Here is a 15,585-nt window from a genome sequence, read left to right on the forward strand (position 1 = left end):
AGCCAAGGCTGACCGCGCGTTAACCCGGCCGGGCCTCACAGCGCTCCCGGCCCCGGGCGGAGATCAGCGTTCCGTACGGGAAACAGTCGGGATGCCGCCGGGTAACACCGGCCGCGCACGCTTCCCGGTATGAAGACACGGATCGTGGTGGTCGGGGGCGGAACGGCGGGCGCCCGGCTCGCCCAGCGCCTGCCCGTCACCCTCCTCGGCGAGGAGCAGCACGCCCCCTACAACAGGGTGCTGCTCGCCGACGTCCTCGCCGGGCGGTACGCCCCCGAGGTGATCGCCCTGCCCGAACCCCCGGAGCCGGCACGGCTCGGGGTGCGGGCGGTGCGGATCGACCGCGCGGCGCGGACGGTGGAGTGCGCCGACGGCACGCTCGTCGGCTACGACCGGCTCGTCCTCGCCACCGGCTCCAACCCGGTGCTGCCGCCGCTGCGCGGACTGCGCGGCGCGCAGCCGCCCGCCGGCGTCCACGCCTTCCGCACCCTCGACGACTGCCTGGCGCTGCGCGACCGGGTCCGGCCGGGAGTGCGGGCGGTGGTCATCGGCGGCGGGCTCCTCGGCGTCTCGGCGGCGCGGGCGCTGGCGGCCCTCGGCGCGGAGGTGGTCCTCACCCAGCAGGGCGAGCGGCTCATGGAACGCCAACTGGACGCGTCCGCCTCGGAGCTGCTGCGCGAGCACATGGAGTCCCTCGGGGTCGAGGTGCACACCGAGTGCCGGGTGAGCGGGCTGCGGCAGCGGGACGGCGAGGTCACGGCGGTCGAACTGGCCGACGGCTTCGTCCTCGACGCCCAGGTCGTGGTCCTGGCCTGCGGGGTCCGCCCGAGGGTGGCCCTGGCCAGGGAGGCGGGCCTGACGGTGTCCACGGGCATCGTCGTGGACGACTCCCTGCGCACCTCGGACCCGTACATCCACGCGGTGGGCGACTGCGCCGAACACGCGGGCCGGGTCTACGGCCTGGCGGGCCCCGCCCTGGAACAGGCCGACGCCCTGGCGGCCGTCCTCCTCTCGGAGGCGACGCCGCCCCGAGACGCCCCCACCACGGGGGGCTACACCGGCACCCGGGCGCTCACGCGGCTCACGCTCGGCGGCGCGGAGCCCCTCGACCTCGCCGCTTTCGGAGAGACCACCGCCCGCCCCGGCGACGACGTCGTCCAGCTCAACGACGCCACCCGCAACGCCTACCGCAAGGTGATCGTCCGCGGTGACCGGCTCGTCGGCGGCGTCCTCCTCGGCGACCTGGCCGCCGTCGGCACGCTCGCCCGGGCCTGGGAGGGCGACGAAGCCCTGCCCGACGAGGCCCCCCTGCTGCACCTGCTCACCCACGACGGAGGCTCCTCATGACCACCCCCACCATCGTCCTGGTCGGCCACGGAATGGTCGGCCAGCGCTTCCTGGAGTCGCTCGCCGACCGTGGGGTCACCGAGCGGGCCAGGATCGTGGTCCTCTGCGAGGAGCCGCGCCCGGCCTACGACCGCGTGCAGCTGACCTCGTACTTCTCGGGCAAGACCCCGGACGACCTGTCGATGGTCGAGGCGGGCTTCATGGAGAAGCACGGCATCGAGCTGTACGTGGGCGACGCGGCGGAGTCGGTGGACCGGGAGGCCCGCACGGTCACGGCCCGCTCGGGCCGGGTGTTCGCGTACGACACCCTGGTCCTGGCCACCGGCTCGTACCCGTTCGTGCCGCCCGTGCCCGGCAAGGACGCCCGGGGCTGTTTCGTCTACCGGACGATCGAGGACCTCCTCGCGATCGAGGAGTACGCGAAGACGGCGACGACCGGCGCGGTCGTCGGCGGCGGTCTGCTCGGCCTTGAGGCGGCGGGCGCGCTCAAGGGCCTCGGTCTCGACACCCACGTCGTGGAGTTCGCGCCGCGGCTGATGCCGGTGCAGGTCGACGAGGGCGGCGGCGCGGCGCTGCTGCGCACGATCGAACGGATGGGTCTGACCGTCCACACGGGAACGGGCACGCAGGAGGTCGTGACGGCGGACGGGGTCGTCACGGGCATGAAGCTGTCGGACGGCTCCGAACTGGCCACGGACATGGTCGTGTTCTCGGCGGGCGTACGGCCCCGGGACCAGCTGGCCCGCGACTGCGGCCTCACGGTCGGCGAGCGCGGCGGCATCGCGGTCGACGAGCGGTGCCGCACCTCGGACCCGGCGGTCTTCGCGATCGGCGAGTGCGCCCTGGCCGTCGACGGCCGGGTGTACGGCCTGGTCGCGCCGGGGTACGAGATGGCGCAGACGGCGGCCGCGGCGATCGCCGGCGGGGCGGCCGACGACGGCTTCACCGGCGCCGACATGTCGACGAAGCTGAAGCTGCTCGGCGTGGACGTGGCCTCCTTCGGCGACGCGCACGGCGCGGCGGAGGGCTGCCTCGACGTCGTGTACTCCGACTCCCGCTCGGGCGTCTACAAGAAGCTGGTGGTGAGCGGCGAAGGCGTCCTCCTCGGCGGCGTCCTGGTCGGCGACGCCGAGCAGTACGGCCTGCTGAGGCCGCTCACCGGCACCGTGCCGCCGGTCTCCCCCGAGCAGCTGGTGCTTCCGGCGGGGGCGGGCGCGCCGGTGGCGCTGGGGCCCTCGGCGCTGCCGGACGACGCGGTGATCTGCTCCTGCCACAACGTCACGAAGCACGCGATCGGCCAGTGCGAGTCGCTCGCCGAGGTGAAGAAGTGCACCAAGGCCGGCACGGGCTGCGGCAGTTGCGTGAAGGTGATCGAGAAGCTGCTGCCGGCGCCCACCGACAAGGGCCTGTGCCGCTGCTTCTCGTACAACCGGAGCGAGCTGTACGAGATCGCCCGCACCCTGCGGATCACCTCCTTCGCCGCGCTGCTCGACTCGCACGGACGGGAGGAGGCGCGGGGCGGTGAGGGCTGCGAGGTCTGCAAGCCGACCGTCGGCTCGATCCTGGCGTCCCTCGCCCCGACGATCGGCCTGGGCGGCTACATCCTGGACGGCGAGCAGGCCTCCCTCCAGGACACCAACGACCACTTCCTCGCCAACCTGCAGCGCAACGGCTCCTATTCGGTGGTGCCGCGCATCCCCGGCGGGGAGATCACCCCGGACAAGCTGATCGTGATCGGCGAGGTGGCGCGCGACTTCGGCCTCTACACGAAGATCACCGGCGGTCAGCGGATCGACCTCTTCGGCGCCCGGGTGGACCAGCTCCCGGCGATCTGGACCCGGCTGGTCGACGCGGGCTTCGAGTCGGGGCACGCGTACGGCAAGGCGCTGCGCACGGTCAAGTCCTGCGTCGGACAGACCTGGTGCCGGTACGGCGTGCAGGACTCGGTGAAGATGGCGATCCAGCTGGAGCTGCGCTACCGGGGCCTGCGCGCCCCGCACAAGCTGAAGTCGGCGGTCTCCGGCTGCGCCCGTGAGTGCGCGGAGGCGCAGTCGAAGGACTTCGGGATCATCGCGACGGCCAACGGCTGGAACCTGTACGTCGGCGGGAACGGCGGCGCGACCCCGCGCCACGCGGACCTGCTCGCCCAGGACCTGTCGGACGCCGAACTGGTGCGCCTGATCGACCGGTTCCTGATGTTCTACATCCGGACGGCGGACCGCCTGGAGCGGACGTCGACCTGGCTGGAGCGCCTTGAGGGCGGCCTCGACCACCTCAAGGACGTGGTGGTGCACGACTCGCTCGGGCTCTGCGAGGAGCTGGAGGCGCTGATGGCGGCGCACGTCGCCGACTACCAGGACGAGTGGGCGCAGACCCTGGACGACCCGGAGCGGCTGCGGCGCTTCGTCTCGTTCGTGAACGCGCCGGGGGCGCCGGACCCGTCGGTCCGGTTCGTGCCGGAGCGCGACCAGATCAAGCCGGACCTCACGATCCTCACGATCGGCAACCTGGAAGGGGCCACCTCCCGATGACGACCCTCGAACTGTCCCTGTCCCCCGAGTCACCCGAGTCTCCCGGTTCCTGGCTGGCCGTCTGCGAGGAGGCCCGGCTGACCCCGGGCCGGGGCGTGGCGGCGCTGCTGCCGGACGGCCGGCAGGCGGCGGTCTTCCGCGACCGTGCGGGCCGGACGTACGCGATCGACAACCGCGATCCGTTCACCGGGGCGCAGGTGCTCTCGCGCGGGCTCGTCGGTTCGGCGGACGGGCGGCCGTTCGTGGCCTCGCCGCTCCTGAAGCAGCGCTTCGACCTGGAGACGGGCCGCTGCCTGGACGACGACGAGGTCGCGGTGACGGTGTTCCCGGTGCGCGTGGCGTAAGTCCCCCACGGATACTTGACCGGTCGTTCCAGATATTTGTACGGTCTTCTCGTGGCCAGGACCAAGGAATTCGATCCCGACGCCGCGCTCCAGGCCGCCCTCGAGCTGTTCTGGGCGCGCGGCTACGAGGCGACGACGATGTCGGACCTCGTGGAGCGCCTCGGCATCGGCCGGGCCAGCATCTACGCGACCTTCGGGAACAAGCACGAGCTGTACCTGAAGGCGATGGACCGCTACCTGGAGACCCGGGACCCCCGGCTCGTCGAGGAGCTGTCCGCGCCGGGGCCGGCCCTGCCGGCCGTGCGCACGCTCGTCCGCCGCTTCGCCGCCGAGGCGTCGGCCGACGAGGAGCGGCTGAACGGCTGCTTCGTCACCAACTCGGCGGCGGAACTGGGGCCGCACGACACGGCGGTGGCCCGCCGGGTCGAGCTGAGCTGGGAGCAGATCGAGACGCTCCTGCACGCGGCGCTCGTCCGGGCGCGTGCCGGGGGCGAGCTCCCGGCCGACCGGGACCCGAGGGCCCTGGCGCGCATGCTCCTGGTCCTGCTCCAGGGCATCCGGGTGGTCGGCAAGGCGTCGAGCGACCCGGCGAGGGTCCGGGACGCGGCGGAGCAGGCACTGGGCCTGCTGGACTGAGAAGGGGCGCCCACGGGGGGCGCCCTTTCTTCGGGGCTCATTCTGGAATGTACGGTCAATTATAGGGGGGATCGAGTATGCCGTCCACGACGACGCCAAAGCCCGTCGAGGCCACGGAGGCAACGGAGGCAACGGAGGTAGCGGAGGCAACAGGAGCGAGCCGGCCGCGCCGCACCCGCGGAGGGTTCCTGCTCCTCGGGGCCGTGCAGATGACGCTCATCTTCACGCTCGCCTCCCTCGCCGTACCCCTCCCCCGCATCGGCGCCGAGTTCCACCTCGACCGGGCCCAGCTGATCCTGCTCAGCGCCGCGTACGGCCTGACCTTCGCCGGGCTGCTCCTGCTCGGCGGGCGGCTCGCCGACCGCTTCGGCGGCCGGCGGACGCTCACCACCGGCCTGCTCGTCTTCGGCGCCGCCTCCGCCCTCGCACCGCTCGCACCCGGCTACGAGGCGCTGCTCGCCGCCCGGTTCGGGCAGGGCACGGGCGCGGCGCTGGTCGCCCCGGCCGCGATGGCCGTGCTCCGGTCGCTGTTCCCCGAACCGGCCTCGTACGGCAGGGCGATGGCCACCTGGGGCGGCCTCTCGGTGCTCGGCGCGACGGCGGGGAACCTGCTCTCCGGCGTGATCGCGGCCGCCACGTCCTGGCGCGGCACCTTCGCGGTCCCGGTCGCGGTCACCCTCGCGGCCCTGCTCCTCGCACCCCGCGCGCTGCCCGTGACGCCGCCGGGCCCGGGCCGCGCCCTCGACCTCCCGGGCGCCCTGCTCGCCACCGCCGGAATCACCCTCGCCAGCTACGGGCTCGTCCTCACCGACGCCCACCCCTGGGGCTCCGCCGCGGTCCTGGTCCCCCTGCTCACCGGGCTCGTCCTGCTGGCCGCCTTCGCGGCCGTGGAGCGACGCACCGCCGACCCGCTGCTGCCCCCCGACTTCCTGCGCGACGGCCGCCGGGTCCGCGGCCTCGCCGCGATCGGGCTCACGGCGGCCGGCACGGCCACCGTCTTCATCCTGCTCTCTCTTTCCTTCCAGCAGCAGCGCGGCTGGACCGAACTCCGGACCTCCGCCGCCTTCGTGCCCTTCGCGGCCGCCCTGCTCGGCGCGGGACGGCTCGCGGGCCCGCTGATCGGCCGCTTCGGCGCCGGGCGCGTGACGGCCGCCGGGCTCACGACGGCGGCGGCCGGCCTCGGACTGCTCGCCGCGACCGGATTCGACACCTCGGCGCCGTACGCGTACGGGCTCCTCCCCGGCATGGTCCTGCTGCCGGCGGGCGGCGCGCTGTCCTTCGCGGCCGCCGCCGTCCTGGCCACCGACGGCGTCCCCGCGCACCGGGCGGGCCTCGCGGGCGGCGTCCTGAACACGGCGATGGAGCTCGGGCCGACCGTCGTCTTCGCCACCCTGCTCACCCTCGGCGGGGACGCGGTGTCCCTGGCGGCCGCGGCCGCCCTCTTCGCCGCACTCGCCGTCACCACGATCCGCCTCAAGTGACACCACCCACCCAGCCGGCACCGAAGCCGCACACGTACCCAGCACTCACTCGGGAGTCGACTCTCATGAACGCACGCTTCACCGACCGCGTCGTCCTCGTCACCGGCGCCGGTTCCGGTCTCGGCCGGGCCATCGCGCTCGCCTTCGCCGCCGAGGGCGCGAAGGTCGTCGTGGCCGGCCGGACCGCCGGCCCCCTCGCGGACACCGTGGACCTGATCGACGCCGCCGGGGGCACCGCCGCGGCCGTCACCGCCGACGTCGCCGACGCCGCGTCCGTACGGGAACTGGTCCGGCGCACGGTCGAGGTCTTCGGCGGGCTCGACGTGGCCGTGAACAACGCGGGCGTCTTCCGCGGCGGCCACAGCGCCGCCGACTTCCCGCTCGACGACTGGCGGACGCTGCTCGACATCAACGTCACGGGCGTGCTCCACGCCCTACAGGCCGAGGTGGCCCACATGCGGGCGCACGGCGGCGGCGCGATCGTGAACATCGCGTCGAACCTGGGCCCGCACGTCCGCTTCCCCGGGCTCTTCGGCTACCAGGTGTCGAAGGCCGCCGTCTCCGCCCTGACCAGGGCCGCCGCCCTGGACCACATCGGTGACGGGGTCCGGATCAACGCCGTGAGCCCCGGCGCGTCGGAGTCCGCGATGTCGCTGCGGCCCGGCGAGACGGAGGCCGAGCGGGAGGTCCGGATGAAGGGGGAGTCGCCGCTGGGCCGCATCTCCTCCGCCGCGGAGGTGGCGGCGGCCGTGCTGTACCTCGCGTCGGACGCGGCGGGCTCCGCCGTCGGGACGGACCTGGTGATCGACGGCGGCGTCTCCGCCTGACGCGGGCGGGGCTCAGCCGTGGACGGCCGCCGGGTTCATCCAGAAGGCCTCCCAGTGGTGGCCGTCCAGGTCGGTGAACGACCGGCCGTACATGAAGCTCCTCACCATCGGGTCCTTCGGCTGCGTGCCTCCGGCGGCGAGGGCGGCGAGGGCCAGCCGGTCGACCTCGTCGATGCTCTCGGCGCTCAGCGTGAGCATGACCTCGGTGACCTTGGTCGCGTCGGAGATCTCCTTGCCGGGGGCCATGAAGGACTTGAACTTGTCCTCTTCGAGCAGCATCACGAAGATCGTGTCGCTGAGGACCACACAGGTGGTGGTCTCGTCGCTGAACTGCGGGTTGTGCGTGAAGCCGAGCTTCCCGTAGAAGGCCTTGCTGGCGTCGACGTCCTTGACGGGCAGGTTCACGAAGATCATCTGGGGGGCCATGACGCGCTCTCTTCCCTTGCTGTCCGGTCGTTCCGGCGCTCTCAAGAGGGAGGACGGGCGGGCCGCCCGTAACTCATCGCTCTCCCGAAGAGATCTTTCGCGCTCAGGCCGCCGAGCGCAGCCGGAGGGCCGCCAGGGGGACGAAACCGCCGCCGGTGCCCGCCGTGTCCGCGCCGGGCCCGGCGAGCCGCCGCAGCATGGCGAGGGCGATCCGCTCGCCCTGCGCCTTGGCCCGCTCGGCCCGGGGTCCCGTGTGCAGCCCGTCGACGGTGGCCCGCCAGAGCTGTGTCCAGCGGCCGAAGTGGGCGGCGGTGAGGGGCCGGGCGGTGTGCAGGGCGGCGTGCGGGGCGAAGGCGTCGCGCCCGTAGCCGGCGGTACGGAAGAGGGCCCGCTCCCAGAAGTCGGTGATGCGCGGCAGGTGGACCTCCAGGTCGGTGCCGGCGATCTCGGTGAAGAACGGCCCGATGAGCGGATCGGCGAAGGCGGCCCCGTAGAACCGCCGCAGCAGCACGTCGAGGTCGTCTCGGTCACGGATGTCCCGGGTGGCGCTCATGCCCCCAGTGTGCCCGCCGGGCCGACCGGAACCGTAGTGCCGAAGGTCCCCGCCCGGCGATCAGCCCGTGGGCCCGCTCACGGGCCCGCCGGTGGACCCCCGGCCGTGGACCCGGCCGTGGATCGGCCCGTGGACCCGCTCGTGGGCCCCCGGCCGTGGAGCCGGCCATGGATCAGCCCGTGGACCCGCTCGTGGACCCGCTCACGGACCCGCGCTCCGTCCGAACGACAGTGCCCCGCCGCTTCCCCTTCACCGCTTGTTGATGCACAGTCAATTCCGTACTCCTAGTTTCCGGAAGCGCGCGACCCCGTCGCCGACCGGTCTGACGGGGCGGTTCACCACCCTTCTCAGGAGTGAGACGTGGAGCGACGCAGTTTCCTGCGTGGAGCGGTCATCGGCACCTCGGCGGCCGCCTTCGGCGGCACCCTGATGCACGGCGCCGCGTACGCGGCCCCGGCTCAGCCGGGCGCCGGCCCCTACGGCGCCCTCGGCCCGGCGGACGCCAACGGCATCCTGCTGCCCGCCGGGTTCACCAGCCGGGTCGTCGCCCGCTCGGGCCAGACCGTGCCCGGCACCTCGTACACCTGGCACAGCGCCCCCGACGGCGGCGCCTGTTTCGCCGACGGGACCGGCTGGATCTACGTGTCCAACTCGGAGATCAACCCGAGCGGCGGCGCGAGCGCGGTGCGGTTCGGATCGACGGGCGCGGTCACCGGCGCGTACCGCATCCTGTCCGGCACCCGGCAGAACTGCGCGGGCGGCAAGACCCCGTGGAACACCTGGCTCTCCTGCGAGGAGGTCAGCCTCGGATACGTCTACGAGACCGACCCGTACGGCGTGAACGCGGCCGTCCGCCGGGCCGCCATGGGCCGGTTCAAGCACGAGGCCGCCGCCGCCGACCCGGTCCGCAAGGTCGTCTACCTGACCGAGGACGAGACCAGCGGCTGCTTCTACCGCTTCATCCCCACCACCTGGGGCGACCTCTCCTCCGGCACCCTCCAGGTGATGGTCGCGGGCACCGCCTCCTCCGGCTCCTTCAGCTGGCAGAACGTGCCGGACCCGGACGGCTCGCCGACCGTGACCCGCAGCCAGGTCTCCGGTGCGAAGAAGTTCAACGGCGGCGAGGGCTGCCACTACGCCAACGACACCGTCTGGTTCACCACCAAGGGCGACAACCGCCTCTGGCAGCTCAACCTCACCACCAACACCTACGAGCTGGCATACGACGACTCGCTCGTCCCCAGCGGCGCCGCCCCGCTCACCGGTGTCGACAACGTGACGGGCTCCTCCTCCGGCGACCTGTTCATCGCCGAGGACGGCGGCAACATGGAGATCTGCGTGATCACCCCGGACGACGTCGTCGCCCCGTTCCTGCGGATCACCGGCCAGTCCTCCTCCGAGATCACCGGCCCGGCCTTCTCCCCCGACGGCAGGCGCCTGTACTTCTCCAGCCAGCGGGGCACCAGCGGCAGCTCCTCCGGCGGCATCACCTACGAGGTGACGGGCCCGTTCCGCGCGTGACCCGCGCGCGGTGACAGGCCCCGGGGCGGCTACGAGATGACAGCCCCGTTCCGCGCGTAGCACCGCAGGTCCACCGTCCGTTGGGCGCCGCCGAGCAGGGCGGCGCCCAACGGCGTCAGCGTGTGCAGGACCGCGTTCCCGTGGCGCAGGGTCGCGATGAGCCCGGCCTCCCGCAGGACGCCCGCGTGCTGGCTCGCGGAGGCGAGCGACACCCCGGCCCGGCGGGCCAGCTCGCTCGTCGTACCGCCGTCGCCGATCGCGTGCAGGACCGCCGAGCGGGTCTGGCCGACCAGCTTGGCCAGCGAGGAGCCGCCGGGCGCGCGCACGGTCGGCGCCTCGCCATGGGTGACGGGGTAGACGAGGACCGGCGGCAGCGCGGGGTCGCGCAGCACGACGGGGGTCCCCCGGCAGAAGTACGAGGGCTGCAGCAGCAGTCCCCGCCCGTCCAGGTGGACGTCCCGGTCGACCGGGTAGTCGGCCTCCAGGACGGGCGCGCGCCAGCGCAGCATCGGCGGCAGCGAGGCGAGGAGTTCGTCGGCGCCGCCGTCCAGGAGCGCGCGGCCGCGGCGGGCCCGGTCGGCCTCGACGCGGGCCCGGATGTGCGGCCAGTACGGCTCGACGGCGGCCCGGTGGTAGCTCCGCAGCGCCCCCACGAGCCGGTCGAAGGGCGCCGCGCCGCCGTCGGCGAGGGCGCGCAGCGAATGGGGCACGGTCCGCCCGCCGGAGCGGTCGGCGGCCAACAGGGAGAGCTCGCCGCGGAGCCGGCCGGAGTCGGTCGCGCGGATCGCCTGGAGGCCCTCGTCGAGCCCGTGGACGCCCTCGGCGGGCGTCAGGAAGTCGGGAAAATAGCCGCGGCTGGGGACCAGCGCCGCGAGGAGCCGGGTCTCACCGCCGAGCCGCATCCGGGTTTCGGATCGCCATTCTCCGAAGACGACGGGGCCGCGCCGGTCCCTTAAACGGTGAAAGCTGAGAATCGTTTCCCACAGAACGTCAGGCCTGGCGGCCGTCCGCACCCCCGCCAAGTCGTTTCCGGTGAAATGAATCCGCAGCATGACGTCCCCACCTGTGCACTCGCAACCACCCCCGACGACGAGTATGCACAGCATCACTGCACGTTACCAGGGTGTTTCAGCCACAGTTGAAAAGCATCGCGGCAATCGGGGCGGAACCGAAAAGCTGTACGGGTCGGGCAGGAAACCTTCAGGACCGAGGTGACGTGGTGAAGACCGTGGGGGGCTTTGCCCGTCCGGCGGCGGTCGGCGAGGTTGCGGCTCACCTGCCCGGCATCGGTAAAGGGCGCGGCCTCCGGGTGGGGATCCGGGGGTCGCGCCCGCTCCATTCTTTGCGGCGGGACCTTTGCGGAGTAGCCGCCGCGTAGCCCTCGACTAGCCTCCGACTAGCCCCCGAGTGGCGAAGAAGTTCAATGGCCAATAATTCAATCAGGCGCAATTGAACAACTCCTCACATCCGCTCAACAAACAAACGACGGGACGGACACCTCCGCACAAAGGTGTCCGTCCCGTCTCTGTGATTCCGGGCCCGCCGCCCGCCGGTGAGGGTGGTGAGGTGACCGGCGGCGGCCCCGGTGGTACCGGAGCGGTCCGTGGATCCCCGCTGCTGAACGGGGGTTCAGGAGGGCCCGACCGCCACTCCTGACCCCCCGTTCAGCAGGACTCAGCGGCTGTCGCTGCCCTTCGACTCGGCCGCCGCGCGGCCGGCCTCCAGACGCGCCACCGGGATCCGGAAGGGCGAGCAGGACACGTAGTCCAGACCGACCTCGTGGAAGAAGTGCACCGACTCCGGGTCACCGCCGTGCTCGCCGCAGACACCGAGCTTGATGTCGGGCCGGGTGGCCCGGCCGGCCTCCACGGCGCTGCGCACGAGCGCCCCGACACCGTCCTTGTCGATGGTCTCGAACGGGCTGACGCCGAAGATGCCCTTCTCCAGGTACGCGGTGAAGAACGAGGCCTCCACGTCGTCGCGGGAGAAGCCCCACACCGTCTGCGTCAGGTCGTTGGTGCCGAAGGAGAAGAACTCCGCGGCCTCGGCGATCTGACCGGCGGTCACGGCGGCGCGCGGCAGCTCGATCATGGTGCCGAGCGCGAGCTTGAGCTCGACGCCGGTGCGGGCCTGGACCTCGGCGATGACCTGCTCGGCCTCCTCGCGGACGATCTCCAGCTCCTGGACGGTGCCGACGAGCGGGATCATGATCTCGACGCGCGGGTCGCCCTTGGCGTCGATGCGCTGGGCCGCGGCCTCGGCGATCGCCCGGACCTGCATGGTGAAGAGGCCGGGGATGACCAGGCCGAGACGGACACCGCGCAGACCCAGCATCGGGTTCTGCTCGTGCAGCCGGTGCACGGCCTGGAGCAGGCGCAGGTCGTTCTCGTGCGGCTCCTTGCGGGACTCGGCGAGGGCCACGCGCACCGAGAGCTCGGTGATGTCGGGCAGGAACTCGTGCAGCGGCGGGTCGAGCAGCCGGACCGTGACGGGCAGCCCGTCCATGGCCTCGAAGAGCTCGACGAAGTCGGTCTTCTGCAGCGGCAGCAGGGCTTCCAGGGCCTCGTCGCGCTCGGCGTCCGTGTCGGCCAGGATCAGCCGCTCGACGAACTGGCGGCGCTCGCCGAGGAACATGTGCTCGGTGCGGCAGAGGCCGATGCCCTGGGCGCCGAAGCGGCGGGCGCGGTTGGCGTCCTCGGCGTTGTCGGCGTTGGCGCGGACGCGCAGCCGGCGGACGCGGTCCGCGTAGGCCATGATCCGGTGCACGGCCTGGACCAGCTCGTCGGCGTCGTCGGCGCCGGCGTGCATGCGGCCCTCGAAGTACTCGACGACCGGGGACGGTACGACGGGTACCTCACCGAGGTAGACCTTGCCGGTGGAGCCGTCGATGGAGACGACGTCGCCCTCCTCGACGACCTGGCCGTCGGCCGTGGTCATCCGGCGGCGCTTGGTGTCGACCTCCAGCTCCTCGGCGCCGCAGACACAGGTCTTGCCCATGCCGCGGGCGACGACGGCGGCGTGCGAGGTCTTGCCGCCGCGGGAGGTGAGGATGCCCTCGGCGGCGATCATGCCGTCCAGGTCGTCCGGGTTGGTCTCGCGGCGGATCAGGATGACCTTCTCGCCGGACCGGGACCACTTGACGGCGGTGTACGAGTCGAAGACGGCCTTGCCGACGGCGGCGCCCGGGGAGGCGGCGATGCCGCGCCCGATCTGCTCGACCTTGGCGTCCTCGTCGAACTTGGGGAACATCAGCTGGGCGAGCTGCGCGCCGGTGACGCGCTGGAGCGCCTCGGCCTCGTCGATCAGGCCCTGGTCCACGAGCTGGGTGGCGATGCGGAAGGCGGCACCGGCGGTGCGCTTGCCGACGCGGGTCTGGAGCATCCAGAGCTGACCGCGCTCGATGGTGAACTCGATGTCGCAGAGATCCTTGTAGTGGGTCTCCAGCGTGTTCATGATGTCCATGAGCTGGTCGTACGACGTCTTGTCGATCGACTCGAGGTCGGCCAGCGGCACGGTGTTGCGGATGCCGGCGACGACGTCCTCGCCCTGCGCGTTCTGCAGGTAGTCGCCGTAGACGCCCTCGTGGCCGGAGGCGGGGTCGCGGGTGAAGGCGACACCGGTGCCGGAGTCGGGGCCGAGGTTGCCGAAGACCATCGAGCAGACGTTGACGGCGGTGCCGAGGTCGCCCGGGATGCGCTCCTGGCGGCGGTACAGCTTCGCGCGGTCGGTGTTCCAGGAGTTGAAGACGGCCTCGATGGCGAGGTCCATCTGCTCCCGCGGGTCCTGGGGGAAGTCGCGGCCGGTCTCGGCCTTCACGATCTTCTTGAAGTGCTCGACGACCTTCTTCAGGTCGGCGGCGTCGAGGTCGGTGTCGCTGGCGACCTTCTTCGCGGTCTTCGCCTCGTCCAGCGCGTCCTCGAAGAGCTCGCCGTCGACGCCGAGGACGGTCTTGCCGAACATCTGGATGAGACGGCGGTACGAGTCCCAGGCGAAGCGCTCGTTGTCGGCCTGGCGGGCGAGGCCGGCGACGGACTCGTCGGAGAGGCCGATGTTGAGGACGGTGTCCATCATGCCCGGCATGGAGAACTTGGCCCCGGAGCGCACGGAGACCAGCAGCGGGTCGTCGGCCTGGCCGAGCTTCTTGCCCATCTTCTGCTCGAGGGCGTCGAGGTGGGCGGTCACCTCGTCGCGGAGCTCGACCGGCTCCGAGCCACTCTCGAGGTAGACCTTGCACGCCTCGGTGGTGATCGTGAACCCGGGGGGGACCGGCAGACCGAGGTTGGTCATCTCGGCCAGGTTCGCGCCCTTGCCACCGAGCAGGTCCTTCAGGTCCCTGTTGCCCTCGGTGAAGTCGTACACGAACTTCTGATCATTGTTTTCCGACACGGGTCCCGACTCCTCGATGACTCGGTTGGCTGCCCTGACGGCGAGGAACATACCCAGATCGAAGGCTTCTGGGGAGGTACGCCTAGCGGTCACGTGGCCTTAACCACCCGTCCGCCAGCACTTCGAAAGTAACCAGCAAGTAGCCGCCGCTTTCAGGCCCCGAAGCCGCCATGACCCAAAGCAGAGAGAACTCGCTCACATGAGCGCACATCGAAGCACTTGCGTTCAACTCTTGAACGCAAAAAGGGTGGCACCCCGTGCCACCCTTCAGGCGATGCAGCCGCCCGTAACCTGCTCATCTGAGCACCACCCCCCTCAAGGGTGGCGAGGATCACTCCTTCGGAACGGCCGGATCAGGGCCGAATCTCAGCCGCCGGACGTGTCCAGCTCGGCGTCCTCGCTCACGCCGGAGCAGTCGTAGGGGTCCTTCAACCAGCCGTCCGGCAGGACAACTCGGTTGTTTCCGGACGTACGACCCCGAGGACCGTCGGCACCCACCGGCCACGGCTGGTCCAGGTCCAGCTCGCTCAACTGAGCGCTCAGTTCGTCCAGGGACGAGGTGATCGCCAGCTTCTTGCGCATCTCGGAGCCCACCGAGAAGCCCTTCAGGTACCAGGCCACGTGCTTGCGGAAGTCGATGACACCGCGTGCCTCGTCGCCGAGCCACTCGCCGAGCAGCCGCGCGTGCCGCACCATCGCGTCCGCGACCTCCCGCAGCCCGGGCTGCGCGTACCCGCCGCCCGTGCCCTCGAAGGCCGCCACCAGGTCCGCGAAGAGCCACGGGCGACCGAGACAGCCACGGCCGACGACCACGCCGTCGCAGCCCGTCTCCCGCATCATCCGCAGCGCGTCGTCGGCGGACCAGATGTCGCCGTTGCCGAGCACCGGGATCTCCGGCACGTGCTCCTTGAGCCGCGCGATCGCGTCCCAGTCCGCCGTGCCGCCGTAGTGCTGGGCCGCCGTCCGCCCGTGCAGGGCGATCGCCGTCACGCCCTCCTCCACCGCGATCCGGCCCGCGTCGAGGAAGGTGATGTGGTCGTCGTCGATGCCCTTGCGCATCTTCATCGTGACCGGCAGGTCGCCCGCGTTGGTCACGGCCTCGTGGAGGATCGCGCGCAGCAGCGGCCGCTTGTAGGGCAGGGCCGAGCCGCCGCCCTTCCGGGTCACCTTGGGCACCGGGCAGCCGAAGTTCAGGTCGATGTGGTCGGCGAGGTCCTCGTCGACGATCATCCGCACGGCCTTGCCGACCGTCACCGGGTCCACGCCGTACAGCTGGATGGAGCGCGGCTGCTCGGTCGCGTCGAAGCGGATGAGCTGCATCGTCTTCTCGTTGCGCTCGACCAGGGCGCGCGTCGTGATCATCTCGCTCACGAACAGTCCCTTGCCGCCGCTGAACTCACGGCAGAGGGTACGGAAGGGGGCGTTGGTGATGCCGGCCATCGGGGCGAGCACCACCGGCGGCTGCACGATGTGCGGCCCGATGGCGAGGGGGGAGAACGCGGTCATTGAGCCATTGTCGCGCACTGCGCCGGT

At 72.0% G+C, this 15,585-nt stretch carries 12 protein-coding genes; 7 read left to right on the forward strand and 5 right to left on the reverse strand.

The window, feature by feature from the left end; all coding sequences use genetic code 11:
• The first annotated feature begins 129 nt into the window (after positions 1-129).
• The 6 genes from DEJ43_RS11285 (at position 130) to DEJ43_RS11310 (ending at position 7,166) form a co-directional block, all read left to right on the forward strand.
• Positions 130-1,347, forward strand: coding sequence for an NAD(P)/FAD-dependent oxidoreductase (locus DEJ43_RS11285; RefSeq protein WP_015033480.1), 1,218 nt, complete (start codon positions 130-132; stop codon positions 1,345-1,347).
• Positions 1,344-3,878 (forward strand): nitrite reductase large subunit NirB, encoded by a 2,535-nt coding sequence (nirB, locus tag DEJ43_RS11290; protein WP_150253456.1) that lies wholly within the window; start codon positions 1,344-1,346, stop codon positions 3,876-3,878. The genes DEJ43_RS11285 and nirB overlap by 4 nt, the downstream gene beginning before the upstream one ends.
• Positions 3,875-4,222, forward strand: coding sequence for a nitrite reductase small subunit NirD (gene nirD / locus DEJ43_RS11295; protein ID WP_015033482.1), 348 nt, complete (start codon positions 3,875-3,877; stop codon positions 4,220-4,222). The genes nirB and nirD overlap by 4 nt, the downstream gene beginning before the upstream one ends.
• Positions 4,223-4,273: 51 nt before the next feature.
• Entirely contained in the window at positions 4,274-4,858 is a 585-nt protein-coding gene (locus DEJ43_RS11300; protein WP_041662362.1) for a TetR/AcrR family transcriptional regulator, read from the forward strand.
• A gap of 209 nt (positions 4,859-5,067) precedes the next feature.
• On the forward strand, positions 5,068-6,339 hold the full coding sequence (locus tag DEJ43_RS11305) for an MFS transporter (protein WP_233447943.1): 1,272 nt from the start codon (positions 5,068-5,070) through the stop codon (positions 6,337-6,339).
• A gap of 65 nt (positions 6,340-6,404) precedes the next feature.
• Complete coding sequence (locus DEJ43_RS11310; protein ID WP_015033485.1) at positions 6,405-7,166, forward strand: SDR family NAD(P)-dependent oxidoreductase; 762 nt, start codon at positions 6,405-6,407, stop codon at positions 7,164-7,166.
• A 12-nt stretch (positions 7,167-7,178) separates the two neighbouring features.
• Here DEJ43_RS11310 and DEJ43_RS11315 read toward each other — a convergent pair whose 3' ends face one another.
• Together DEJ43_RS11315 and DEJ43_RS11320 are read right to left on the reverse strand one after the other, a co-directional pair.
• Entirely contained in the window at positions 7,179-7,592 is a 414-nt protein-coding gene (locus tag DEJ43_RS11315) for a VOC family protein (protein WP_015033486.1), read from the reverse strand.
• Between the two features lie 103 nt (positions 7,593-7,695).
• Complete coding sequence (locus DEJ43_RS11320; protein WP_015033487.1) at positions 7,696-8,145, reverse strand: group III truncated hemoglobin; 450 nt, start codon at positions 8,143-8,145, stop codon at positions 7,696-7,698.
• Between the two features lie 360 nt (positions 8,146-8,505).
• Between DEJ43_RS11320 and DEJ43_RS11325 the strand changes: the two genes are divergently transcribed.
• A complete protein-coding gene (locus DEJ43_RS11325) occupies positions 8,506-9,666 on the forward strand; it encodes a PhoX family protein (protein WP_015033488.1) in 1,161 nt (386 codons plus the stop codon).
• A 29-nt stretch (positions 9,667-9,695) separates the two neighbouring features.
• On the opposite strand, the gene DEJ43_RS11330 is transcribed toward DEJ43_RS11325, so the two are convergent.
• The 3 genes from DEJ43_RS11330 to dusB form a co-directional block, all read right to left on the reverse strand.
• Entirely contained in the window at positions 9,696-10,718 is a 1,023-nt protein-coding gene (locus DEJ43_RS11330; protein WP_015033489.1) for an ArsR/SmtB family transcription factor, read from the reverse strand.
• Positions 10,719-11,340: 622 nt separating this feature from the next.
• Positions 11,341-14,052, reverse strand: a complete 2,712-nt coding sequence (gene ppdK, locus DEJ43_RS11335) for a pyruvate, phosphate dikinase (protein WP_041662363.1) — start codon at positions 14,050-14,052, stop codon at positions 11,341-11,343.
• Positions 14,053-14,418: 366 nt separating this feature from the next.
• The gene (dusB, locus tag DEJ43_RS11340) at positions 14,419-15,558 is read right to left on the reverse strand and encodes a tRNA dihydrouridine synthase DusB (RefSeq protein WP_041662365.1); all 1,140 of its coding nucleotides are present in this window, start codon (positions 15,556-15,558) and stop codon (positions 14,419-14,421) included.
• Between the last annotated feature and the right edge of the window lie 27 nt (positions 15,559-15,585).

The organism is Streptomyces venezuelae ATCC 10712, assembly GCF_008639165.1.
GTDB lineage: Bacteria > Actinomycetota > Actinomycetes > Streptomycetales > Streptomycetaceae > Streptomyces > Streptomyces venezuelae.

Bases quoted from the DNA above. Each gene is read 5' to 3' on its own strand.
- DEJ43_RS11285 (WP_015033480.1), top strand. From the start codon at position 130: ATGAAGACACGGATCGTGGTGGTCGGGGGCGGAACGGCGGGCGCCCGG.
- nirB (WP_150253456.1), top strand. From the start codon at position 1,344: ATGACCACCCCCACCATCGTCCTGGTCGGCCACGGAATGGTCGGCCAG.
- DEJ43_RS11305 (WP_233447943.1), top strand. From the start codon at position 5,068: ATGACGCTCATCTTCACGCTCGCCTCCCTCGCCGTACCCCTCCCCCGC.
- DEJ43_RS11310 (WP_015033485.1), top strand. From the start codon at position 6,405: ATGAACGCACGCTTCACCGACCGCGTCGTCCTCGTCACCGGCGCCGGT.
- DEJ43_RS11320 (WP_015033487.1), bottom strand. From the start codon at position 8,145: ATGAGCGCCACCCGGGACATCCGTGACCGAGACGACCTCGACGTGCTG.
- DEJ43_RS11330 (WP_015033489.1), bottom strand. From the start codon at position 10,718: ATGCTGCGGATTCATTTCACCGGAAACGACTTGGCGGGGGTGCGGACG.
- DEJ43_RS11315 (WP_015033486.1), bottom strand. From the start codon at position 7,592: ATGGCCCCCCAGATGATCTTCGTGAACCTGCCCGTCAAGGACGTCGAC.
- dusB (WP_041662365.1), bottom strand. From the start codon at position 15,558: ATGACCGCGTTCTCCCCCCTCGCCATCGGGCCGCACATCGTGCAGCCG.
- nirD (WP_015033482.1), top strand. From the start codon at position 3,875: ATGACGACCCTCGAACTGTCCCTGTCCCCCGAGTCACCCGAGTCTCCC.